At 38.2% G+C, this 23,384-nt stretch carries 20 protein-coding genes, 7 tRNA genes, 4 pseudogenes and 1 CRISPR repeat array; of the genes and pseudogenes, 2 read left to right on the forward strand and 29 right to left on the reverse strand.

From position 1 onward, the window contains the following. Positions 1-89: 89 nt before the first annotated feature. The 14 genes and pseudogenes from FB379_RS19325 to FB379_RS16645 form a co-directional block, all read right to left on the reverse strand. On the reverse strand, positions 90-320 hold the full coding sequence (locus FB379_RS19325; protein WP_144598458.1) for a colicin E5-related ribonuclease: 231 nt from the start codon (positions 318-320) through the stop codon (positions 90-92). 21 nt (positions 321-341) lie between these two features. Beyond that, the gene (locus FB379_RS16585) at positions 342-776 is read right to left on the reverse strand and encodes a hypothetical protein (RefSeq protein ID WP_013876273.1); all 435 of its coding nucleotides are present in this window, start codon (positions 774-776) and stop codon (positions 342-344) included. A gap of 2 nt (positions 777-778) precedes the next feature. Further along, the gene (locus tag FB379_RS16590) at positions 779-1,066 is read right to left on the reverse strand and encodes a polymorphic toxin type 35 domain-containing protein (protein ID WP_144598438.1); all 288 of its coding nucleotides are present in this window, start codon (positions 1,064-1,066) and stop codon (positions 779-781) included. Between the two features lie 64 nt (positions 1,067-1,130). Beyond that, positions 1,131-1,604: pseudogene (locus tag FB379_RS16595) on the reverse strand (transposase); the annotation flags it as partial. A 140-nt stretch (positions 1,605-1,744) separates the two neighbouring features. After that, positions 1,745-2,233: an SMI1/KNR4 family protein gene (locus tag FB379_RS16600; protein ID WP_144598439.1), complete on the reverse strand. Its 489-nt coding sequence runs from the start codon at positions 2,231-2,233 to the stop codon at positions 1,745-1,747. A 9-nt stretch (positions 2,234-2,242) separates the two neighbouring features. Beyond that, positions 2,243-2,593 (reverse strand): annotated as a pseudogene (locus FB379_RS16605) (pre-toxin TG domain-containing protein); the annotation flags it as partial. Between the two features lie 65 nt (positions 2,594-2,658). Then, complete coding sequence (locus FB379_RS16610) at positions 2,659-3,894, reverse strand: IS110 family RNA-guided transposase (protein ID WP_144598441.1); 1,236 nt, start codon at positions 3,892-3,894, stop codon at positions 2,659-2,661. A gap of 158 nt (positions 3,895-4,052) precedes the next feature. Then, positions 4,053-4,828, reverse strand: a pseudogene (locus FB379_RS16615) (recombinase family protein). Between the two features lie 770 nt (positions 4,829-5,598). Further along, complete coding sequence (locus tag FB379_RS16620; RefSeq protein ID WP_144598442.1) at positions 5,599-6,009, reverse strand: immunity protein YezG family protein; 411 nt, start codon at positions 6,007-6,009, stop codon at positions 5,599-5,601. A gap of 1 nt (position 6,010) precedes the next feature. Continuing rightward, positions 6,011-6,439, reverse strand: coding sequence for a DNA/RNA non-specific endonuclease (locus FB379_RS16625; protein ID WP_144598443.1), 429 nt, complete (start codon positions 6,437-6,439; stop codon positions 6,011-6,013). Positions 6,440-6,551: 112 nt separating this feature from the next. Then, entirely contained in the window at positions 6,552-7,787 is a 1,236-nt protein-coding gene (locus FB379_RS16630) for an IS110 family RNA-guided transposase (RefSeq protein ID WP_144598444.1), read from the reverse strand. A gap of 161 nt (positions 7,788-7,948) precedes the next feature. Then, complete coding sequence (locus FB379_RS16635; RefSeq protein WP_144598445.1) at positions 7,949-8,725, reverse strand: recombinase family protein; 777 nt, start codon at positions 8,723-8,725, stop codon at positions 7,949-7,951. 351 nt (positions 8,726-9,076) lie between these two features. Beyond that, the gene (locus FB379_RS16640) at positions 9,077-9,322 is read right to left on the reverse strand and encodes a DNA-binding protein (RefSeq protein ID WP_144598446.1); all 246 of its coding nucleotides are present in this window, start codon (positions 9,320-9,322) and stop codon (positions 9,077-9,079) included. A gap of 4 nt (positions 9,323-9,326) precedes the next feature. Further along, complete coding sequence (locus FB379_RS16645; protein WP_144598447.1) at positions 9,327-10,982, reverse strand: hypothetical protein; 1,656 nt, start codon at positions 10,980-10,982, stop codon at positions 9,327-9,329. Positions 10,983-11,474: 492 nt separating this feature from the next. Then, a CRISPR array of direct repeats spans positions 11,475-11,839; the repeat unit is 30 nt; unit sequence GTTTTTATCTTAACTATGAGGAATTGAAGC. 688 nt (positions 11,840-12,527) lie between these two features. Between FB379_RS16645 and FB379_RS18500 the strand changes: the two genes are divergently transcribed. Beyond that, on the forward strand, positions 12,528-12,695 hold the full coding sequence (locus tag FB379_RS18500) for a hypothetical protein (protein ID WP_158640214.1): 168 nt from the start codon (positions 12,528-12,530) through the stop codon (positions 12,693-12,695). Here FB379_RS18500 and FB379_RS19330 read toward each other — a convergent pair. The 7 genes and pseudogenes from FB379_RS19330 to sigW all read right to left on the reverse strand — a co-directional run. Continuing rightward, positions 12,663-12,922: pseudogene (locus FB379_RS19330) on the reverse strand (hypothetical protein); the annotation flags it as partial. The gene FB379_RS18500 and the pseudogene FB379_RS19330 overlap by 33 nt on opposite strands. Before the next feature lie 96 nt (positions 12,923-13,018). Continuing rightward, complete coding sequence (glmS, locus tag FB379_RS16655) at positions 13,019-14,821, reverse strand: glutamine--fructose-6-phosphate transaminase (isomerizing) (protein ID WP_144598448.1); 1,803 nt, start codon at positions 14,819-14,821, stop codon at positions 13,019-13,021. A gap of 602 nt (positions 14,822-15,423) precedes the next feature. Then, the gene (gene glmM / locus FB379_RS16660; protein WP_063388716.1) at positions 15,424-16,770 is read right to left on the reverse strand and encodes a phosphoglucosamine mutase; all 1,347 of its coding nucleotides are present in this window, start codon (positions 16,768-16,770) and stop codon (positions 15,424-15,426) included. Between the two features lie 29 nt (positions 16,771-16,799). Further along, positions 16,800-18,158 (reverse strand): CdaR family protein, encoded by a 1,359-nt coding sequence (locus tag FB379_RS16665; protein WP_144598449.1) that lies wholly within the window; start codon positions 18,156-18,158, stop codon positions 16,800-16,802. Further along, positions 18,151-18,969 carry a diadenylate cyclase CdaA gene (gene cdaA, locus FB379_RS16670; RefSeq protein ID WP_063388714.1) on the reverse strand — a complete coding sequence of 273 codons (819 nt, stop codon included), beginning with the start codon at positions 18,967-18,969 and terminating at the stop codon, positions 18,151-18,153. The genes FB379_RS16665 and cdaA overlap by 8 nt, the downstream gene beginning before the upstream one ends. A 156-nt stretch (positions 18,970-19,125) precedes the next feature. After that, positions 19,126-19,728, reverse strand: coding sequence for an anti-sigma factor family protein (locus FB379_RS16675; RefSeq protein ID WP_063388713.1), 603 nt, complete (start codon positions 19,726-19,728; stop codon positions 19,126-19,128). Between the two features lie 14 nt (positions 19,729-19,742). Further along, positions 19,743-20,306, reverse strand: coding sequence for an RNA polymerase sigma factor SigW (gene sigW, locus FB379_RS16680; protein ID WP_144598450.1), 564 nt, complete (start codon positions 20,304-20,306; stop codon positions 19,743-19,745). Positions 20,307-20,610: 304 nt separating this feature from the next. Between sigW and FB379_RS16685 the strand changes: the two genes are divergently transcribed. Then, the gene (locus FB379_RS16685) at positions 20,611-21,396 is read left to right on the forward strand and encodes a MerR family transcriptional regulator (protein ID WP_144598451.1); all 786 of its coding nucleotides are present in this window, start codon (positions 20,611-20,613) and stop codon (positions 21,394-21,396) included. 78 nt (positions 21,397-21,474) lie between these two features. Here FB379_RS16685 and FB379_RS16690 read toward each other — a convergent pair whose 3' ends face one another. The 8 genes from FB379_RS16690 to FB379_RS16725 form a co-directional block, all read right to left on the reverse strand. Further along, positions 21,475-21,693 carry a tautomerase family protein gene (locus tag FB379_RS16690; protein ID WP_066251730.1) on the reverse strand — a complete coding sequence of 73 codons (219 nt, stop codon included), beginning with the start codon at positions 21,691-21,693 and terminating at the stop codon, positions 21,475-21,477. 516 nt (positions 21,694-22,209) lie between these two features. Beyond that, positions 22,210-22,281 (reverse strand) — tRNA-Gly (locus FB379_RS16695). 5 nt (positions 22,282-22,286) lie between these two features. Further along, a tRNA-Lys gene (locus FB379_RS16700) sits at positions 22,287-22,362 on the reverse strand. 356 nt (positions 22,363-22,718) lie between these two features. Next, positions 22,719-22,793: transfer RNA gene (locus FB379_RS16705), tRNA-Gln, on the reverse strand. A gap of 108 nt (positions 22,794-22,901) precedes the next feature. Further along, positions 22,902-22,986: transfer RNA gene (locus FB379_RS16710), tRNA-Tyr, on the reverse strand. Positions 22,987-22,998: 12 nt separating this feature from the next. Beyond that, positions 22,999-23,071: transfer RNA gene (locus FB379_RS16715), tRNA-Thr, on the reverse strand. A gap of 95 nt (positions 23,072-23,166) precedes the next feature. After that, positions 23,167-23,242, reverse strand: a tRNA-Val gene (locus FB379_RS16720). A 1-nt stretch (position 23,243) separates the two neighbouring features. Beyond that, positions 23,244-23,318: transfer RNA gene (locus FB379_RS16725), tRNA-Glu, on the reverse strand. Between the last annotated feature and the right edge of the window lie 66 nt (positions 23,319-23,384).

Here is a 23,384-nt window from a genome sequence, read left to right on the forward strand (position 1 = left end):
TTTAGCACACTCTTTCAGAAAAGGGGAGAAGAACATCCCGAAGGAATTTGCAAAAAAGAAGGCTTTTTATGCGGAGATAAAATGATAATTTACACAAATACCCAATTTGATTTATTTAAATCCGAAACCTGTATTACTTTCCCTGTACCATCATCTACTGCAACATAGTGTATCTTATCTTTATAGTATACAGTTACTGAGTTTCCTGTATATTTGTTTACCGATTTAGCAGTTTTGTATGGATTGTTTATTGTTTTAGCTATACTTTCTTTAGTCCATCCACGCTGAGCAACTTGATTTTTATATTTTGGCTTTTTAATACTCTTTCAAGGTCTTTAAATTTATGCATTGTGTAACACATTTTTTGCAGCTTCGCTATTTGGCATTATCTTTAATATTTCTTGAGCAATTGCTTTAGCTTCTTCTTTACTAATTAACTTTTCTGGAATGTCATGGAATAACAACAAATGTTCTTTCAAACTAACATCTTCAGGGCTTAATTCAACTGCTCTTTTAGCATGGTATAATGCACTTGCGTAAGCGTCTGGTAAATGGCACAATGCAGTACTTAATAACTCTGAAGCTAAGTAATGATAATATGCAGTCTCATTATTATTTATCAAATAACAGACAAATGAATAAGCACTTATACTCTCTTCATCAAATCCTAATTCAAGAACAACTTGCTCTAAAGTATTTCTATCTTCATTCTCAATATATTCTTTTGCTTTTTGAAAATCACCCGATGTTATTAATTGCTTTATCTTTTCCTTCATAGTTATTTCACCCACGCATCAGATATTCTTATTGTTCCATCAGGTAGTTTTTTGTATGTCACCTGTACCAATTGTCCATTAACCATTTTAACTCTAGAAGAAACAGATTTATAAGGTATATCTGCACCATTATGTATTACATCGATGATAATTTCTTTTATTTTCCCCCAATTCTTATCAGGCACAAGTTTTTCCCATTGATGATTAGATTTTTTACTTCCATTTATAATATGCTTTATCTGATTACTGTTAAGTTTCCCTATTGCATCATGTACTTTAGAAGAAGGCAATAGCTTAACTTTACCCGTACCCTATGTAGTAATCTTAAAAGCTATTATAAAAAAAGACCACCTATTAAATTACCTTTCGCTCTGTTATATTCGGCAATTGATAAGCCGTTTTATTCTTCATCATGCCATATATAACGTTCACAAGCCTTCTCATGATACAAACCAACGCTTGTCCTTTTGTTTTGCCTTCCTTTCGCTTGCGTTGGTAGTATTCATAAAATACAGGATTTCTTGGCTTTTTACTTTCTTTTGCCACTTGTATTTGTTGTATCGCTAATTGATAAAATAACGCATGTAACTTTCGATTGCCTTGTTTGCTTTTGTGGTCTTTTCCTTTTCCTCCAGAGCTAAAATGTACAGGCGCAATTCCCGCATAACGAGCAAGTTTATTGGCATTTGGAAAACGCTGAATATCTCCAATCTCGGCAACCAAGGCGGATGCTGTCACTACATCAATCCCCGGCATTGTCTCCAGTTGGTAATCGAGTAATTTCATTAATTTTCTTAGTTCTCCTTCGACCAATGCCATTTCCTGCTTGTTAAGTGAAACCATTAATAATAAAAAGAACCTTGAAAGGCATATAGCCAGTCAAGGTTTTCAATTTATTGTTAAATACCTTATATAATTTTTTAAATCCGGGGAGGAATCCTGAGAAGCATCCTTTCTCAAAAATGGCTTTAAAAATCATCGTAAGCATCACCTAACGGTATAAAATCTTCTTGTAGCCAGTACCAATGTCTACCTCTATTTTCTATCAATCGTTCTAATAAATCGGTAAAAGAAGTCGCTATAATAGAACACTCTCCTACCACCCCATGCCTATCATAAAAGCTGTCATAGCACCTACCGAGCCTACCCGGATTCAAATCAATCGTAATGTACTCTCCATTTCTATCCGTTGCACAGATATACCAATCGGATGAAATATCTTCTTCACATAACTCCCCTACAATAATAGGGTTAGCTAACTGAAAATCCTGAGGAGGGACTATTAAAATGGAATAATCAGCCTTTTCAAATAAAAGCGCCCCCCCACATAACTCATAAAACTTATACACATCATCAGGTAAAATATGCGATGTACTCACATTTGGAATACCAGCTGGAGGATAAACTACACAATCCCCTAAACTTTTTATTTTATTAATTAAATTCTCAATCCTCATTTTTCTTCACTACTCCCGATAAATATATTGATGAAATGCACGATAATACCCTCTTCTAGCAGACTGGGGAACACCAGCAGCATCGAACATTCTCTCTGTTAATTGTTGCATTTCTCTCGGCGAAACTGTTTTCCAATCTACTTTTCCTCCAACGTTTTTACCGGTTTTTTCGTATAACCATTGTCTATATACTGCTTTTGTGACATCATGTTGTGCTTTTGTCAAAGCAACTGTAGGGGTATCAGCACCTCTACTTACATAGTTTGGTACATTATGCTTAGCCCAGACATCTAATATACCATGGTGATTTTCTAGTGGTGCATTGCTTGGACGATACGGTACGACATCATACGGTCTAACATTACCCGTACCCTATGTTGTAATCTTAAAAGTTAAAAATAAAAAACAACCTATCTAAACCCTTATTAAACTACTTCATTCCCTTTCATTTTTGGCATTTGATAAGCTGTTTTGTGCTTCATCATGCCGTAGATAATATTCACAAGTCTTCTCATGATACACACCAATGCTTGTCCCTTTGTTTTCCCTTCTTTAAGCTTGCGTTGGTAGTAAGCATGGAACACAGGGTTCCTCTTCAATTTACTTCCTTTTGCCACTTGTACTTGCTGTACGGCTAGATTGTAAAATAAAGTGTGTAGCGTCCGATTTCCCTGTTTGCTTTTTTGTTCCTTACCTTTCCCACCAGAACCAAAGTAAACAGGTGCAATCCCCGCAAATCGTGCTAATTTGTTAGCATTGGGAAAGCGTCTGATGTCACCTATTTCTGCTATAAATCCAGATGCTGTGACGAGGTCGATGCCCGGCATCGTTTCTAATTGAAAATCTAGTAAACTCATTAACTCTTTTAATTTTCTTTCCACCTTGCCGATTCCCTGCTTTATAAACGAAATCTCTTGCACGATGTTTCTCACGAGAAAGTCTCGTGTATCTTGATGTTCTTTCATTGTATGTCCATCTTCTTTCACAAGCTTTAGTATTTCGTTTGCTTTGTTTACTGAACATGTATTATGACTGACATCTAATAAAAAGCATGTCAACTGTTTCACACTTACTCCGTCTAAACATGAAGGTGACGGGTATCGTTCCCAAAATGCTAATGCCGTTTTTCCATCCACCTCTGAGAAAAACTTTTTGTAGCTTGGATAGTGGTAACTCAATTGAATGTGCAGTTGATTTTTTAAAGCACTTTGTGCTTTGACTAATGCATTTCTTCTTGTCACCAATTGCTGTATTGACCAATATAAGTCATTCGGTTTTGCATCTGGTAAATGGTCTAGTTTGTTGACGAGTATGCGTGCCACACATTCTGCATCCCAGCTATCACTTTTTTGTGTCGTCATGTGACTTTTCCGTTCGGCGAACGACAAAGCCGGATTCACTTCTTTCACGATTTGTTCATGATCCATTAAATATTTCGCTAATGCTCGACCATATCCTCCCACATCTTCTAATCCAAACACAGGTGTTAACTGTTCACCAGCGAGCTGATTCACTTCTAATAAAAACGTAGAGAAAGCAGATGGCTTGTTTTCAATCTGTATTTCCCTAAGCTTCTCCTGCCAACAGTTCATGATGACAGCCGTGTGATGCTGTTTATGTAAGTCAACACCCACATACAAGTACCTCTGCTTTTTGTGCATCGCTCATCCTCCGATTCAGTTGTCAATCATTAGATGAAAATGCCGGCAACCTTAGTTCGAGCGTTCACCTTCTGGTGCGCATTGGTACGAAAGCCTATCCATTTTCAACGTTACATGGTAACCTATAAGAAAATGTGCACTTTTTTTAAATTCATTTGTTAAATTATTGCTTGATGTTTACCATTTGCTTGTATTTGTCCGTATGTGTAAATCCCTTGATAAAATCTTTCTCGATCTAAAATCCGTTTCACTTGTACTTTCGTAAATCGTTTACCTTTTGTTGTTCGATAACCTTCGTCATTTAATGCTTCTGCCAGTCTAGACAAAGACCAATGCTTATATCTTTACTTAAGCTCAAATACTCATTTCACTGCTTCTGCTTGAACATTATGTATCTTGAGTTCCTTTTCGCCTTTTTGCTTAGTGTAACCAAATGTTACCCGACCTCCTGCATATCCTCCTTCCCTTGCTTTTTTATTTCTTCCTTTCGTTAGTTTGAGTGCTATTTCAAGCCGTTGATATTGGTCTAACAATTCCATCAAACCATTTACTAAGAAATCATTTGGGGCTTTTTTATGAATACTGTAAAACGGCTGTTCAATGCTTTTAATATCACAACCATATTTTTTCAGTTCTCGTTGAATCAGTACTTTTACAATATCTGACCGCCAAATCGACTTGTGTTTAGCACTACCACATACTGTATTTGTGTAGACGCAAGATGAGCCAACATCTCCTGTAAGCTCACCCTATCGATTTCTAGTGCTTCTTCGTTTAGTTTTGCGCCACTGATTCCTTCATCTCTAAAAATATGTACCAAGTTCAAGCTATTCTCTTCACAGTATGCTTTGATTTCCTCTTCTTGATATTTTAAACTGTATCCGTCTTTCGCTTGCCCTTGTGTAGAGACTCGTATATACCCGACAACGTTCAACTTTTCACCCTCCCGTTACATAAATTTTAATTTGTGTAACGCTTTTTAAACGAATAGCGAGTATTATACGACCGTCTCAATTAAAAATACAACCCAAAATTTATTGGCCAGCGCTGTCTTCGAACACCTTTTTACGTTCCCCCTTGTTTATCGCCACGAGCTTTGTCATTCTCGTTAGTTTGTTAGCTATGCCATGTCATAACTATCTCTCCTATGTAAAATGTCATCTCGTCTATTTCTCGTTTTTCTCACCCTACCTAAGTATTAAAACAAAACTCCATGATGGTACAGCCTTCATAAGTTTTTAATTCAAATATGACGTTTTTAAACATTTCATACGAAAATGCAAAAAGCACTTGTCGCCTGTAATAGGCAATCAAGTGCTTTAAGTTTATTCGTTATCTAAATTTATCAATCTCTTTAAGGTTTTAAGTTTAATGTACTCTATATCGACAGTATGACATCTTTTTTATTTCTTGACAAGTGTTATGTTTAAACCCTCGAACTTGTTCGCTCTCGTTCATTTGTTGCTTATGCAATGTCATAACAATTCCTGTCTAAAAAATGTCATCTCGCCTAATTCTCGTTCTTATTATCTTACCCTAGTATTAAAACAAAACTCTATGATGGTACAGCCTTCATGAGTTTTTGACTTTTAAAGGGGCATCATTCTGCCCAATTTAAAAACTTTCTTTTTAGATTGCATACCTTAAAAAAGTTTGAAATGCTTATTCAACTAAGCATTTCAAACTTCATATTAGTAGAATGCTCTACTTTAAATATTCAGCTTCCCATTTTTCTTGTTTTTCTACAGGAGAAAGGTGAGAAATATCCTCATATCCATAATTTATCTTCATTTTACCTGTGTTATCTAAAATGAAAGTTAGGTTTGTCCACGGTTCTTGGTCTTGTTCTATAAATTCTTCACGTAACTTAGAAAAACAGTTATACAAATCATTTTCTAACCCATCATACTCTTCTTCATTGACATAAAATAAATCATTTATGTCAAGACTATACACTGGTTTCACTCCATTTTCAGGATAATAGTAGAAAAAAACTTTTTTATAACCTTCTCTTAACTCAGCATACAAATAAATCTTACTCCAATCTTCTGGAATCATCTTAACTAATGTGTTCGCAATTTTTTGATATATTTGCTCCATTTTTTTAGTTTCCAACTTAATTACCTCCTGTATAATTTGTTAATCTATCTGAATATTTTTTTCCATCTATAGTGTAATTGATTTTAAATTCACTTGGTCTAACTGAATTTCCCTCATATATGGGTTTCACATTAATTATTACTTCTTTACCTTCTTGTAACGCCTTTTTCCATGCGTTTTCTAACGATTTATACTCACTCCTATTTAATTTAGCATTCATCGGTACTAGATTGTCAATTTCACCTGAACCTTTGAAAATACTAGCTATCAAATGTCCTCCATCATCATTTGATAATCTATCTTCCCTACCAACTGTCCTTTGTGCATACGGATTCCGGTCAGCTTTACCAAGTTGCAACTTAGCTTCTACACTTGATATTCTTCCATTACCATCAGTTTTATAATGGTAACCTTCTTTGGTTGTATATTCAATATTAGGTTTCAATGCTTTCTTACCATCAACTTTTGTATAATGCTCTCCATAGCTTACCTTTTTAGAAGTATTACCCGTACCCTATGTAGTAATCTTAAAAGCTATTATAAAAAAAGACCACCTATTAAATTACCTTTCGCTCTGTTATATTCGGCAATTGATAAGCCGTTTTATGCTTCATCATGCCATAAATAATATTTACCAGCCTTCTCATGATACAAACCAACGCTTGTCCTTTTGTTTTGCCTTCCTTTCGCTTGCGTTGGTAGTATTCATAAAATATAGGATTTCTTGGCTTTTTACTTTCTTTTGCCACTTGTATTTGTTGTATCGCTAATTGATAAAATAACGCATGTAACGTTCGATTGCCTTGTTTGCTTTTGTGGTCTTTTCCTTTTCCTCCAGAGCCAAAATGCACAGGCGCAATTCCCGCATAACGAGCAAGTTTATTGGCATTTGGAAAACGCTGAATATCTCCAATCTCGGCAACCAAGGCGGATGCTGTCACTACATCAATCCCCGGCATTGTCTCCAGTTGGTAATCGAGTAATTTCATTAATTTTCTTAGTTCTCCTTCGACCAATGCCATTTCCTGCTTTTTAAAGCGCAAATCTCTCACCATGCTTTGCACGAGGAAATCCCGTGTTTCTTGGTATTGTTTGGTGGTCGTTCCATCTGTTTTCACAAGTTCTAGTATTTCTTTTGCTTTCTTTCTTGAACAAGTGTTGTGGCTAACAGCTTGTAAAAAAGCAGTAAGCTCATCTATCCTTACTTCCTCTAAACACGATGGTGACGGATATCTTTCCCAAAATGCTAATGCTGTTTTTCCGTCTACTTCCGCAAAAAATTTCTTATAGCTGGGGTAATGATGGCTTAATTGTACATGAAGCTGGTTTTTCAGCGCCCCTTGGGCTTTCACAAGGGCGTTTCTTCTTGTGACTAGCTGTTTAATAGACCAATATACATCCTTTGGCTCTGCATCCGGCAAAAAATCTAGTTTGTTTACAAGAACTCTCGCTACACATTCCGCATCCCAGCTATCGCTTTTTTGCATCGTAGGATAACTATTACGTTCGGCATAAGACAAAGCGGGATTCACTTCTTTTACCATTTGCCCATGATCAACTAAAAACGTTGCCAATGCTCGTCCGTATCCACCAACGTCCTCTAAACCGAAGACCAGTGTCATATTCTCAGGTACTAATTGACGAACCTTGATGAAAAAATCCGTAAAAGCCGCGGGCTTATTTTCAAATTGAATCTCTCCTAATCTTTCATGCCAACAGTTGATGATAACCGCCGTATGATGGTGTTTATGTAAATCAATCCCCACGTAAATATGCCGTTGTTTGTGATGCATACATCCTCCCCCAATCCATTGAGTTTGATGATGACTCCCATGGCGGCAACCTTAGTTCGAGCGTTCACCATTTTAGATGCGCATTGGTACATCAGCCTGTCCATGGATGTATCATCTATACGGATATATAAGAAATTTCATGTATTTTTTAAGTGACCGCTTTAAAGAATGGCTTGGTGTTTCCCTTTCGCCTGTATGCTTCCATAGGTATATATCCCTTTATAAAAGTCCTTTCGGTCTAAAATCCGTTTCACTTGTACTTTGGTAAAGGGCTTACCTTGTGTCGTCAAATGCCCTTCGTTGTTTAACACATCAGCAATTCGAGTAAAAGACCATGTAGGATGTTGCTCTCTTAACTCAAACACTCGTTGTACGGCTTTGGCTTTATCCTCGTCGACTCTTAACTCTTTTTCTCCCCTTAACTTCCTATAACCAAAAGTCGCTCTTCCTCCGGCATATCCTCCTTCTTTTGCTTTTTTATGCCGACCTTTCTTTAGTTTTAAAGCAATTTCCAATCGCTGATATTGGTCTAATAACTCCATTAGTCCATTGACTAATACATCACTTGGGTCTTTTTTGTAGATACTGTAATTTGGCTGTTCAATACTTTTAATATCCACCCCATACTTCTGTAACTCTCGATGAATCAACACTCTCACCATGTCAGAGCGCCACAACCGACTTGTGTTTAACACCACGACATACTTAATTTGGAGAGAAGAAAGGTGGGCTAACATCTCTTGTAAGCCCACCCTGTCCACTTCCAACGCTTCTTCATTAATTTTTGCCCCGCTGATTCCTTCATCTCTAAATATATGTATCAAATTCCAACCATGTTTTTCGCAATACGCTTGTATTTCCTCCTCTTGGTATTTCAAGCTATATCCATCTTTTGCTTGCCCCTGTGTCGAGACTCGTATATACCCGACAACATTCAATGTTACATCCCCCCGTTACGAAAATTACAATTTATGTAACGCTTGTTAACAATGACGAGTATTATACGACCGTCTCTAGTGAAAATACAATACAATACAATAATAATTTGACAGTTTATTATTGTCACAACCAGTTAAAAGCTTACCCCCACTTTCTCGCCACGAGAATGCGTTCTCACGTGTTTTAAAGTGTACTCGAAGGGTATTAATGGTTTAGTCGCTTTACCATGCATATCTGCCAAACTCCATGTAGGTAGAACCATCATGGGCTCTGAAGTTAATATTTGGTTAACTATAACTAATAAAAAACCTCGAAAGGCTTATAGCCAATCGAGGTTATTTAACACTTTTTTAATTGCTATACTTGTTTATCCAATCTATAATGTCTTGTTCTACATGTAGATATTCATCTGGACTATCTTTTAAATCAACTCCGGAAACAATTTGTAAAAGTTCCCAAACAGTTTCATCTGATATATTTGGCTCATCCTGCATCACATATTCTGAAGCCCAATCTGCTACTTCTTCTCGTGTTAGCTTTCCTAGTAAAATCATTTTTAATTTATCAATTATTTCTTCTCTTGTTGGTTGACTCATTTTTTCACCACTTTCCAATATAATTCCCATTGCTATCAAAACGATAGTGAACCTTGACACCACCAGTAAATTTGGTATCTGGTCTAACTTGTCTAATCCTACCATTATGGTCTACAGTCTCATGCCATGTTCTCTTTTGACCAGTAGTAGGGTTCCATTCTCTAACTACTCTTCGGCCTGCCATTTCACCTGGTTTTGAAGCGGGAGTTATCTTACCGTAATATCTAATCCTTCCATCTGGTAGTTCTCTTATTCCGGCCTTTCCATACTTCTCCCATTGCTTATAATGGGTTTTTAATTTAGCATATTGTGTTGCATTATGCGCAACATTTCCCGTACCCTTAGTGCCAAGTTCAACGCCATCGTTGCCTGCTTTACTTCCGCCTACATTTATCCCATCCATCTTACTTAACCAAGCTTGAATCTTATTCTCCACCGGAACCTTAACATTCCCAACCCCTTCTATGGCCAATCCCATTTGCCGGCTTGGCAGGAGGTGTCTTAAGTTTGTTGCGGCGTTGTCTACGAACCGACCGACTTGCAACGAACCTTTTCTCGCACCGGTTTTTAAATGCTGCGGCATTTCTTTCGTCCATGCCTTGGCACTCCTGATGCGGGCCAATATGCTGTTTTCCGCATGGACAACCAGGTCGCAGGCACGTTGTGATTTCTGGTGCAATCCAGCTTTCAAGCTTGTAAATAGCTTGGGATCCATTGCTTCTAGAAGAGGTGCGAACCGGGCGGCGCTGCTGAATTTAGAAAGCCCCTTTACACCAGGGACGATATCCAGTGGAGAAAGGACACCACGAAATACTCGTTCGTCTGTTTTCAACTCTCTCCCTGAAATCCAGTCTTTTCCGGAAACGGCTGAACTTAATTCTAGTGTACCATAAGCTGCCCCCAATGCCATCCCTGCTGGCGGACAAATGAAAGAAGTGCCTACTATGACAGTCAGTGCCGTTATTTGTCCCCAAAACTCTTTGTTCATCTGCCCGTCTTTGATCGATTCATACTGGAAAGCTTGGGAATTCAATGCTTTCTGTATATATTCTTGTTTCGAAAAATTTGCTTTAGGGTTCAGTTCTTTCCATGAAGCGTATTCCCGTTCTACCAACTTAGCATAGTAGTTGCTGCCACTGAACAGATCTTCTAGTCCAACTTCCGCTTTCGGCACGTCGATTGTTTGTTGCGTGCCGTATGCTCCGGGAGCGACGACCGTTTTTTTGGCGCCAATGTGATTTTTCGTTTTGATCTTTGATATGGATAAGTTGCGCATCGCTTCCACAAAAGCATCGATCTCTTGATAAAACGGATCATCGATGGTGCGGTCAACAATCTCTCCGACACGGCTGCTAAAGCGGTGCAAGACGAGATAATCTTCATATAATTGTTGATATTGTTTTTTTCGGTCTGTGTGGGTGAAAGAGATGACACCATCTGTGTCATATTTGGCGATGTCTGCTTGAACGTCTTCGAGAAGATCGTTTAGATCTTTTAATTTATCAATCATGCCTTTGCCCCATACACCGAGACCGACCAGATCGCCAATACCTTTCTTCGTCTTTTCCCATTCAGAAGGGATATACTTGACATCCACTGCCTTCATGCCTCCGATTGAAACGAAATGGATTCCAACATATGGAACAGCTTTCTGTTTCATTATAAGAGAAAATATGAAACTTTTGGTAAACAGGAAGAAAAAAAGGGAATTTTAAGTAAAAACTACCAATCATTTTTCAGATCATGTTCTTATTTTAGATCGTAGGAACCGATCGAATGGACCTAAACCAATTTTTCCAGAATGAAACGTTAAAAATATGGTCTCACTCTTGCTTCAAAGAATGAGAAGGATAAACCTAGAATATAAAATGAGCCGGATGTTTACTTTATTAAAACAGATGGGTCAGGTAAAATGGTTGATACAACATGGATTTCATTGTCGGCAGGCAAACTTTGAAATCTGTTTTAAACGGAAATAAAAAAGAGTCGTCGACCCCCAATCGTGCAAAAATCCCCGGGGATCGACGACTCTTTTAAATCTTCATTGAGCCCAAGCAAATCAAAGATTTGATAAAATTTCCTCCTTTCGTTAAAATAAAAATAACCAGTCAAGCATTAAAAATGAAATGCTTATTTAACAACGTTTTTTGGGGTTTTTATCTTAACTATGAGGAATTGAAGCTAGAGTTTAATAGCTGACTGTACATACGGACAGCTGGGTTTTTATCTTAACTATGAGGAATTGAAGCTTAGTATGATTTCCATCAACTATTTGCGGTTCCTCAATCGTTTTTATCTTAACTATGAGGAATTGAAGCCGTTGAAGCCAAAAAAATTGGATAAAATGCGGACAGGTTTTTATCTTAACTATGAGGAATTGAAGCTCATTTGGAAACGGATCAGGAAAATCACCGCATATCGGTTTTTATCTTAACTATGAGGAATTGAAGCCAGTAAGATTCGATACACAACTAACTAAAAATGAGCGTTTTTATCTTAACTATGAGGAATTGAAACCTTACATGAATAATTAATAGAAGAAGTATTCGTTCCACTTTTGAAATGAGGGATTTAAACGTTAGTTACATCTAGATCCTTAAGTCTCAACATTCTTTTGCAATACTTATTTTCAAATTTCGATTCTATACCGTGAGAAACAACACAGGAAAAAGACCAAGAAAGTCTGAGATCTCATCGGTAAAGGGATTATAGAGATTTTAGGCAGAAGAAAAAGAAAGTCTGACGGAAAAGTCTCGGAAAAATCTTCGGATTGCTTACTTATACTCGATATTTGCATCTTTGATCAATCTTTTATTATGTTCCACTATTCCTAAAATCCTTCTTTGAAGTTATCACCCTATAAATCAACATTTCACGTTGTTTCTCTGACATTTCATTTAAGCACGCTTCTCGTTAGAGAATCCATGTCAAGCCCTTGATGGATAGATCACATACATATATGTATATTTATTCAAAATTTTGATAAAGATATACTGCAACACTCTGTATTTTTTTCTTGCAGAAAACAAACTAAACTTTTTGAGCTAGTAATAACTTTACAAAAATTTTATAAATCACCGTAAAAAAGATTAAATGAATTGTTTACTTTTTCCTGACTTTTTAAAGATTTTTACTATATTTTTCTCTTTTCTAAACAAAATAAGATTGAATTGTAAGTTAATAGAAAAGAAAGGAGAAAAGGAGAATGGATGAAAGAGTTTTAGAGGTTCAAAGATGGCTGAATAAAACCTACGGCGGTAGAGCTGGTTTTAATGAAGTGACTGAAGACGGAATTACTGGGTGGAAAACGGTCTATCGCTTAATCCGGGCACTACAATTTGGAAATGACAATTGTTTCTTCCAACGGCAATAAAGGAAACTGTTCTCCAATATCAATGATGAAAATCAGAATATTCAGTTAAATAAAAGTGGTTTCGTTCTAAATCTGTGCTGTTATTCGTTTTAATTCCCTTTAAACGAGCAGAGCGATCTAGTAAAGGTCGTCTTGAATGTTTAACCAGTGCCAATATCAAAACTTATACCTGAGCCACGATCTACTTTAATCAGCTTTAGATGTTCTTCTTTTGGACATAAAAACACCCCTTTAGACAATCATAATCTAAAGGGGTAAAACTGTGCAATTTTTTATAAACGGTATGACTTTATTCAAAGCCACATATCCACTGCCCAATTGCTTTATTCGACTGTTACGCTTTTGGCTAGGTTGCGTGGTTTGTCGACGTCGCAGCCGCGGTGAAGGGCAGCGTAGTATGCAATGAGCTGCATTGGAATGACGGCAACAAGCGGAGTTAGATCTTCATGAACTTTTGGCAAGATGAAACGGTCATCATCTTCTTCAAGTCCTTTCATGGAAATAACGCATGGATATGCGCCGCGGGCAACAACTTCTTTTACATTTCCGCGAATGCTTAAGTTTACATGCTCTTGGGTTGATAAAGCAATGACCGGTGTTCCGTTCTCAATTAACGCAATGGTTCCATGCTTTAACTCGCCGCCGGCAAATCCTTCCGCTTGAATGTAGGAAATTTCTTTTAATTTGAGCGCGCCTTCCAAGCAGACGTAATAGTCAACAGCACGGCCGATAAAGAAGCAGTTTCGAGCTGTCAAAAGATAGTCTCGAGCAATTTGTTCCATTTCATCCTTTTGACCGCACAATGTTTCCATTGCATTCGAAATAATGGCAAGCTCTTGCAATAGGTTGAATTCAAGCTTGATTCCTTTTGTTTCAGCTGCAACAGCTGCTAAAATGGCAAGAACCGCAATTTGTGCTGTATATGCTTTTGTAGACGCAACCGCAATTTCAGGTCCGGCATGAAGCAGCAGCGTATAGTCCGCCTCACGGGAAAGAGTTGAACCCGGAACATTCGTTATAGTTAATGCTTTATGTCCAAGCTCCTTCACTTGAACAAGCACCGCACGGCTGTCTGCCGTTTCTCCGCTTTGTGAAATGAAAATAAACAGCGGATTATTTGATAAAAGCGGCATATTGTATGAAAATTCACTGGCAACGTGCACTTCTGTCGGTACTTTTGCCCATTTTTCGATTAATTGCTTTCCTACAAGCCCTGCGTGATAGCTCGTTCCGCACGCTATAATATAAATGCGGTCCGCTTCATGAACAGCTTGAACAATTTCTTGATCAATTTTTAATTGATCGTGTTCGTCTTGATATTTTTGAATAATTTTACGTATAACAAGCGGTTGTTCATCAATTTCTTTCAACATGTAGTGAGGGTATGTTCCTTTTTCAATGTCGCTTGCATCAAGTTCAGCAGTATATGGAGCGCGTTCTATTACGTCCCCATTTAAATTTTTGATTGTCACTTGATCACGAGTGACAATAACGATTTCTTTATCCATTAATTCGACAAATTGATTTGTTACTTGCAGCATTGCCATGGCGTCTGAAGCAACAACATTAAAGTCTCCGCCAAGTCCCACAAGAAGAGGGCTTTTGTTTTTCGCAACATAGATCACGTCTCGGTCATTTTCATCTAATAGAGCGATCGCATAAGATCCCTTCAACAAGGATAATGTTTGGCGAAATGCTTCTTCGACACTTAAACCTTTGTTGACAAATTGTTCAATTGTTTGAACAATAACTTCCGTATCCGTTTCACTTTTTAATTCAACATTTTGTAAATACTCACGCTTTACTTGCAAATAGTTTTCAATGACACCGTTATGCACAAGTGTAAAGCGTTTGGATGCACTTTGGTGAGGATGCGCATTTTCTTTGCTAGGCGCTCCATGAGTAGCCCACCGTGTGTGGCCAATTCCGATGGAAGCTGAAACACTTGCGTCCACACCTTCACGAAGCTCCGCAATGCGTCCTTTTTCTTTAAATACATATGTTCCTTCTCCGTTTAATACTGCAATACCTGCAGAGTCGTAGCCTCTGTATTCTAATTTTTCCAAACCGCGCAATAAAATTTCCTTGCAGTCTTGTTGTCCGATATATCCTACAATTCCGCACATAGTCTTTAGTTTCCTCCCCATTTAAAGGGGACAAAAGAAGCCTGAACAACTGGGGACAGATCTCTTTCCAGCCATCAAAGCTTCTCTGTCCCCTCACACATGTTTTGTAAAATGTATCCCGTTATGTCACAGTCTTTTTGTGCAAAGAGTCGCCTCTTTGTTTTAAGACGTGACTTTACGGCTGTACGGGAAGGCAACCGGGAGGCATCCGCCGAAACTTCGATAAACCTCCTCCTCGTCAACTAAGCAGATGTCCGCTCCTGCTTAGTCCAGGCGCTTTACAATAAAAAATTTTCTAACTGCCCACCTTTCTATTCTAGAATGTGCTAAAACAATTTATATATTACAATATGGAAAAGCAGTTCGTCAATTCATTTCTGTCTTTCTTTCCATATTGTATTATATGATTTCAAGCGTTTTCTCGATACAATGAATATTCAATAAAGAAAGGGAGCTTGCCTCCCCACAACCTCCTGAAAGTAGCCGGCATCCGCCAGCTACTTTCAGATAAAAATCGAAAAATAAAAGCAAGTGGAGAAAAACGCATTGTTTTTCTCCACTTATTTATTTTAGAGACTTATCGGACAGCCCCCGTCTCTTCATCATTCAACGCCCATTTCCGCTTTGATGACTTCCACAATTTTTTTCACGTACCGCTGGCATTCATCTTCCGTCGGCGCTTCGGCCATTACACGAACGAGCGGTTCTGTTCCGGAAGGACGTACGAGAATTCTTCCATTTCCGTTCATTTCTTTTTCTACTTCTTCTATAACAGCTTTTACTTTTTCATTTTCCATGACAGCCTGCTTGTCCTGCACCTTTACATTGATCAAAAGCTGCGGGAATTTTTTCATTTCACTCGCAAGTTCAGAAAGCTTTTTGCCTTTTGTCTTCATTATGTTGACAAGCTGAATCGCTGTTAAAAGACCGTCACCCGTCGTATTGTAGTCAAGAAAAATAATATGTCCGGATTGCTCTCCACCTAAATTGTAGTTGTTTTTCTTCATCGCTTCGACAACATAGCGATCGCCGACAGCGGTTTGAACGCTTTTTAGTCCATTTGCCTCCAAAGCTTTATAAAAGCCTAGGTTGCTCATAACTGTCGATACAACAGTGTCCCCGTTCAGCATTCCCTGCTCTTTTAAATATTTGGCGCAAATAAACATAATTTGATCCCCATCAACAATTTTTCCGTTCTCATCAATGGCAATCAAACGGTCCCCATCACCGTCAAACGCTAAACCTATATCTGCTTCTTTTTCTTTCACAAATTCCGCTAACGTTTCTGGATGAGTAGACCCAACCCCATCGTTAATATTCAGACCATTTGGAGATGCACCGATTGTCGAAACATCTGCATCCAAGTCGGCAAAAAGATGTGTAGCTAGTGATGATGTGGCTCCGTGCGCACAGTCCAAAGCGATATGTAAACCAGTGAACTCTTCGTCAACCGTCTGTTTTAAATATTGCAAGTATTTTTGTACGCCTTCAAAATAATCGCTCACTTGCCCCAGATCAGAGCCGGTCGGTCTAGGAAGGTTATCTTCTTCTTGATCGAGCAGCGCTTCAATTTCTTCTTCTTGTTCATCGGAAAGCTTAAAACCATCAGGGCCAAAAAATTTTATTCCGTTATCTTGAACAGGATTATGCGAAGCGGAGATCATGATGCCTGCTTCGGCTCCTAATGCCTTTGTCAAATAAGCAACACCTGGTGTGCTAATGACTCCAAGCCTCATTACCTCGGCGCCAATGGAAAGAAGCCCGGCAACTAAAGCACCCTCAAGCATATGACCTGAAATGCGGGTATCCCGGCCAATCAACACTTTTGGTCTATTTTTATCTTTTGTTAACACGTACCCGCCAAAGCGTCCTATTTTAAACGCTAATTCAGGAGTGAGTTCACTGTTGGCAACTCCTCTTACTCCGTCTGTACCGAAATATTTTCCCATGAATCATCGCTCCTTTTAAAAAATATCACTTAATTTGAAGCTTCTTCAGCAGACTTTTTCTGTTCAGATGGTTCAACTGAATCGTTATTTTCTTCTATTTGATTTCTTCTTTCATTATCTGCTTCTTCCAACGAGTTTTCTTTATTGGATAAGCGAATCTTCACTTTTTCACTCGATAAAACTGTCGAGAGGTTGTAACGGTTTTTGGCCTCCACATTTACTTCATGTTCTCCTTCATCTAACCCTGCAACATTCACATACAATTCGATATCAGATTCTTTTACGTTTTTCAAAACACTGTCTTTTCCTCGCAAAACAACATCCAGCTTTCCTGTGTCCGGATCAATAAATTCAATTTCCTGATCGTTTCCTAAACCGATGACTTTGATCGGCACCTGTTTAAACGTCTTTTCTTCTCGTTTTTCAATATCTATTTTAATTTGAACTTTATTCGGGACAACGTTTGTCACTCCATCCGGAGCCGGAACATCAGCTTCAACTGTCGCATTTTCTTTGATTTTGCTTAAGTCGACAGATACATCATCAATAGACTCTATTTGCTCTAGCACATCCTTTGGACCATAAATTGTCACTTGGCTAGGAATCGATTGAATCGATGATATGCTCAGTCCATCAGAAAGCTTTCCTGTTGTTTTGATTTTCAAGGGTACAGATTTCGATTTCGTTGGGCTGTCTACCGGCACTGTTACGGTAACCGCTGACGGTTCGATTGTAACAGGCAGGATGTTCCCATTTGCATCGTATACTGCCACTTTTGACTTCTGTACAACTGTTCCATCAGCACCTTCCAAACTTACTGTTGCTTTCACAACAGCTACAGCATCAATATGCTCTTTTGCGCCTGTAATTTTTACACTGTCCGGTTTAACAATCGGACGCTCCGCAATGTAGCCTTCCTTCATTTTGTTTTTATTAATAACATCCACTTCAACTGGAAAATTTTCAGATACCTTTTCATGAATACCTACTGTAATGACAGCCGGATCAATGTCAACCTCCAATTGGTCAGACAAGTTTTTATGTTTCAAACGGACACTGTGTGTGCCAACGGATAAATCCGTTAAATCTGCAAAAATTTCAAAGTCCTTGACTTGTTTTGTCGTAGTGACAATACTTTTGGGCCCTTCAATCGTAACGGTGACGGTTTGGGGAATACCGGTGACAACAAATGCACGGTCGTCATAGTATACGTTTACGGGCACATCTGTAATTGTAGCTGTTTCGGTTGTGGATGGCGACCGAAATATATTGTATTTTTCTTCATTATTCGAAGCAGGCGATTCTATATTCACTGAAGCATATAGCATGAGCGCTAGCAACAATGCAATGATGCGCATAAACCAGTTGCTATTCATTAATTTATCCATTCTTTTTCACCCTCCATTGCCAGCGGCTAGAGGAAGCAGCTTTCGTACGGTTAAACTCAGCCAAGAGCATCTCCTTTAACGTTTCTGGAGTTAAATGTCTATGCAGCTCACCATCCTTGGCAATCGATATACCGCCTGTTTCTTCAGAAACAATGATAGTTATACTATCGGTTACTTCACTAATTCCCACTGCAGCGCGATGGCGTGTGCCCAGCTCCTTCGATATAAACGGGCTTTCGGAAAGCGGCAAATAACAGGCAGCAGCGGACACTTGATCTTTTTGTATAATAACTGCACCATCATGTAAAGGGGTATTGGGGATAAAAATATTAATTAATAGTTCAGCAGAAATATGGGCATTTAGCGGTATACCGGTCTCAACATAATCCTCCATTCCTATTTTTCGTTCAATCGAAATGAGAGCACCGATTCTCCTTTTCGCCATATACTCAACAGCTTTTGCTATTGCTTCGGTCATGTTTGTTTGCCCATCATCTTCCTGGCTAGCTGCCCTTGCAAATAGACGCCCCCTTCCTAATTGCTCAAGGGCTCTGCGAAACTCCGGCTGGAAAATAATGATGATAGCCAAAAAACCCCAAATCAACACTTGGTCCATTAACCATTGCAAAGTATTCAAGCCTAAATATTGGCTTAACACTCTAACGATAATGATTACGATAATTCCTTTTAAAAGCTGAACAGCTTTCGTTCCACGAATCACCATAATCAATTTATAGATAACGAACCAAACGAGGAGAATATCAATGACATCTATGAGGTAATGCAAAAGAGAAAAATCCCCTAAGGTCATATTGTTTTCCTCCAATAGTTCATCAAATCGCGATTGATCTATTCTAATCAAACTTCTAGGTTTGAAAATCTCTCTAATCAAAATTCCACTTTATTATATCATAACTTTTCCTAAATGCACTTAAACATAAAAATAGACCATCCTACTAAAGATGGCCTATTGTTTAAAAACCTCTGACAGAGTCGATTTTACTTCATACCACAGCCACTCAAACAATTCGTTTATTTCCTCAACCTCTCCGGTAACTTGACCGGCAGAAGCCAAATATTGGTCTCCGTTAATCACCGTTACATTTCCTTCAACTTTTCCTTCTATTTTAATATCACCGTTTTTAACAGTAATATCACCTTTCACCGTTTCTCCTTCAGGCACAATAACAGTACGGTTGTCAACAACCAAATTATCATACTTTGTTACGCTGAATTGGCTTTCTTCATAAGAAGCAAATAAACTTCCAGTCATTAGAATAACAAATAGTGCAGCGGCTGAAAAGAAAGGATGATTTCGGAACCAGCGTCTAGTTGAGACCGTACGCTTTTCTTTCGGCAGTTTTTCTAACACCTTTTGCGTAAAATCTGCCGGTGCTTCAACATGTGAGATACTCTTGACAAACGCTACAGCTTTTTCCAATTCTTGATAATGTGCCTTGCAATCCTCACAAGATTGCAAGTGTTTTTTTAACTCACGGCCTTCATCCTCATGCAAATCCCCGTCCAAATACTTATGGATCATCTCCACTACATGCTTAGGACATTTCATCTTACTCACCCCAATCACAAATGCCTTAATTGTTTGCGTAAAGCCTCCCGTCCCCGGTGTATTCTTGTTTTAACTGTTCCGACTGGAAGTTCCAATATCTCTGCGATTTCTTGCAAGGATAGCTCCTCAATATATCTCAATACGATGACTGATCGATATTTATCCGGCAGTTTTAAAATTTCTTTTTGAATCGTTTCTTGCAGTTCAATTGCTTCAACTTCTTTTTCAGGCATTGCAATATCAGATGATACTTGGGAGTACATTGTTAAGCCTTCAGTCCCCGCAACTTCTGCATCTAAATAATAGTCGGGCTTCTTTTTCCGAATACGATCAATCGATAAATTGGTTGCAATCCGATAAATCCATGTAGAAAATTTTTTGTTCATATCAAATGAATGGATGTTCATATACACTCTTATAAATGCTTCCTGTGCTATGTCCTCAGCTTCATGGACGTTTCCCAGCATTCGATAACAAAGTTGAAAAATTTTATCTTTATATAATTCAACAACTTCTGCAAATGCATTTTGGTCGCCTTTTTTAATTTGTTTGATCTTTTTATTTATAAATTCTTCCATTTTTCTACCTCCGCAGTTGCGGGTACATCATGATACGAATTCGTTCCCCAAAGGTTTCATTTTTTTATAAATCTATTCTAGCAAATTTTAGGAATTTATGTTTTCATCTGCAAGAAAAATTTTTTCCTTTTGTAGCAAAAACCTTTCTTATTCCCATTTCTGGGCTTTTTATAAAGAAACGTCCAACTTGTCATAATGAAAAATGACAATACAAATTTTTTCAGAGGGGTTGCACCTCACGCCGCGTTAGGTATTATGATCACAATAGGTTTATAAAGATAAGTGTTTTGGGGGCGATGTTAAAGTGAAGGAAGAGTCTTACTTTACGATTGGCGAATTTTCTAAAAAGACGGGAACAACAATCCGAACATTGCATTATTATGATCAAATTGGACTGCTCAAACCGAAAAAAAATCCTCGTTCTGGACACCGATTATACTCTGCTCATGATGTATTGACACTTCAAAAAATAGTCAGTCTTAAATTTTTAGGATACAGTTTAGAACAAATCAAAGAGTTAATTAATGAAACCAACTTCGATTTAAACTTAAAGGAAACTTTACAGTTCCAAAAAGAAGCGCTTGAAGAACGAAAGGAACATATTGAAGAAGTGCTCAAAGCCATTAAACGAATTCTCACGATTTTAGAAGAAGAAAAAGAAGTGGATAGCAATGTTTTAATGAGTCTTATTCAGAGCATACAAACAGAAAAAGAACAGCGCAAATGGTTAGAACATTATACGTCAAAAGAAGTAGCTGAAAAGCTTTTTGATCAGCCTGAAGAGGTAATGATCTCCCTTGACAAAGAATACATCCAATTATCCCAAGAAACAAAAAGATTGGCAGGAAGACCTGTCGATGATCCTGAGGTAGAAGCGTTAGTCGAAAAATATATGAAAACAATATTAGAATTTATCGGAAAAGAATTAATTAGTGCTATCTGGAATTTAGATGAAGCTGAAATTAAAACTATTGAAAATAAATTGGCATCTCCATTTACACAGGAGGAAGAGGAGTGGCTTCAGCAAGTGATGGAACATTATGCGATGAAAGCTGGGTTTCTCCAAGATGAAAATATTGACCGACTTTAGGCAAATGAAAAAACTTCACCTCCCCGTTTCCAATTGGGGAGGTCATTTTTTATCTTTGAATTAGAGGATGATGGATATTCATTCAGCTCCCATTTTCCCGAAACCTTCCCCAAATTTTATCGAGTGAAGTGTTCCGCCGGAAGCCCAATTATCTCTTTCATATTCATCGAAAACTACTGTAACCCATTCTTCTTTCACGTTTAGTATTTGCGCTGCTGCTTTTGTTATTGCCTCAGTAAACTGCTGTTTCTGTTCTGCGGTTCTTCCTTTAGCCAGCTTTACGTTGATAAAAGGCATCGAATCACAACTCCTTTAAGCCGTTTGAATTTATAAATGGTGTCGAAATTTATTCGTCCTCATCCGGATCTGTGCTATTTCAAAAAATGAAACAAGACAGAAGTTTGTCGATATACTTCGTCACAACACCCGTAAAAACCTTTGCTGGGCAGTCATTGTATGCAAAATGTTTTACACAAATCATCCTCTACAGCAACAATCTTCTGGAAAAGAGACTAATTTTTAAAATCAACAAAAAATCATTTAGGTCATGGTTCCATTTCGGAACAACCGCATTACCAATACTAAAAGGAAAAATACAATTCGCCTTCAATGGTATATCCAAATTTAAAAGGCTGTTATGGGACTAAAAAGGAGAATGCTCCTGCATATAGTCTATTACATTATTTTGAGATTCAAAAGCGAGGATTAGATATAATCGAAGGATTAGTAACATTTCAAATAAAAAATCCTGACAATTTCTTGTCAGGAATTAAGTTCATCTCATTTTACAAAATTTTCTCTATTGAATTTAAAAGCGGAAGACGGGACTCGAACCCGCGACCCCCACCTTGGCAAGGTGGTGTTCTACCACTGAACTACTTCCGCACAAATGGTGAGCCATGGAGGATTCGAACCTCCGACCCTCTGATTAAAAGTCAGATGCTCTACCGACTGAGCTAATGGCTCATAAAAAAATTTTTTCTTCTAATCCATTTTTCATTTGTCAGATGTCCCTTCCTCTTCCTGATTTTTCGAGGATGCTGGATGCGTCGGGACAACTCGTCGCCTATTCGATGAAGCCTTGCTCGTTGCTCTACCGACTGAGCTAATGGCTCATAAAAAAATTTTTTTCTTCTAATCCATTTTAAAATTTGTCAGATGTCCCTTCCTCTTCCTGATTTTTCGAGGATGTTAGATGCGTCGGGACAAATCGCTGCTTATTCGACGAGACTTCGCCCTTTGTAAAATCTAGTTAAATCTTACTTTCTATCTAACATTTTTACAAAAAAAAGAACAGACATGAACTGTCTTTTTATAATAAATGGCTGGGCTAGCTGGATTCGAACCAGCGCATCACGGAGTCAAAGTCCGTTGCCTTACCGCTTGGCTATAGCCCAATATCACCATTCATCTCTTGACTAATTATATTGTACCAATAAAAAAATCACTTTATACAACATTTTGTTGTTTAATGTGATTTCAATGTTTCATAACATTCTTCGGCATGGTGGAGGGGGACGGATTCGAACCGCCGAACCCTAAGGGAGCGGATTTACAGTCCGCCGCGTTTAGCCACTTCGCTACCCCTCCGATTATTAAAAATGCCGGCGAGAGGAATCGAACCCCCAACCTACTGATTACAAGTCAGTTGCTCTACCAATTGAGCTACACCGGCGCAATAAATACTTTAAATCACACTCAGTTTTTACCTTTGTTTAAATTGTTATGCCAAACTCATTAAACTTGCTTAAGAAAAGCTTGTTTAGTACATGGTGGAGGATGACGGGATCGAACCGCCGACCCCTTGCTTGTAAGGCAAGTGCTCTCCCAGCTGAGCTAATCCTCCATGGTGACCCGTACGGGATTCGAACCCGTGTTACCGCCGTGAAAGGGCGGTGTCTTAACCACTTGACCAACGGGCCAATAACATCATTAGCAAAAAGACAAATTAAATTATATATAACAATTTGCTTTTTGTCAATTATAAA

The sequence above is a fragment of the Aeribacillus composti genome (assembly GCF_007827555.1).
Classification (GTDB): Bacteria; Bacillota; Bacilli; order Bacillales; family Aeribacillaceae; genus Aeribacillus; species Aeribacillus composti.

Coding starts and splice junctions, on each gene's coding strand:
- FB379_RS16585 (WP_013876273.1), bottom strand. CDS start 776: ATGAAGGAAAAGATAAAGCAATTAATAACATCGGGTGATTTTCAAAAA.
- FB379_RS16600 (WP_144598439.1), bottom strand. CDS start 2,233: ATGAGGATTGAGAATTTAATTAATAAAATAAAAAGTTTAGGGGATTGT.
- FB379_RS16610 (WP_144598441.1), bottom strand. CDS start 3,894: ATGCACAAAAAGCAGAGGTACTTGTATGTGGGTGTTGACTTACATAAA.
- FB379_RS16630 (WP_144598444.1), bottom strand. CDS start 7,787: ATGCATCACAAACAACGGCATATTTACGTGGGGATTGATTTACATAAA.
- FB379_RS16640 (WP_144598446.1), bottom strand. CDS start 9,322: ATGAGTCAACCAACAAGAGAAGAAATAATTGATAAATTAAAAATGATT.
- FB379_RS16645 (WP_144598447.1), bottom strand. CDS start 10,982: ATGAAACAGAAAGCTGTTCCATATGTTGGAATCCATTTCGTTTCAATC.
- FB379_RS18500 (WP_158640214.1), top strand. CDS start 12,528: ATGGATGAAAGAGTTTTAGAGGTTCAAAGATGGCTGAATAAAACCTAC.
- glmS (WP_144598448.1), bottom strand. CDS start 14,821: ATGTGCGGAATTGTAGGATATATCGGACAACAAGACTGCAAGGAAATT.
- glmM (WP_063388716.1), bottom strand. CDS start 16,770: ATGGGAAAATATTTCGGTACAGACGGAGTAAGAGGAGTTGCCAACAGT.
- FB379_RS16665 (WP_144598449.1), bottom strand. CDS start 18,158: ATGGATAAATTAATGAATAGCAACTGGTTTATGCGCATCATTGCATTG.
- cdaA (WP_063388714.1), bottom strand. CDS start 18,969: ATGACCTTAGGGGATTTTTCTCTTTTGCATTACCTCATAGATGTCATT.
- FB379_RS16675 (WP_063388713.1), bottom strand. CDS start 19,728: ATGAAATGTCCTAAGCATGTAGTGGAGATGATCCATAAGTATTTGGAC.
- sigW (WP_144598450.1), bottom strand. CDS start 20,306: ATGGAAGAATTTATAAATAAAAAGATCAAACAAATTAAAAAAGGCGAC.
- FB379_RS16690 (WP_066251730.1), bottom strand. CDS start 21,693: ATGCCTTTTATCAACGTAAAGCTGGCTAAAGGAAGAACCGCAGAACAG.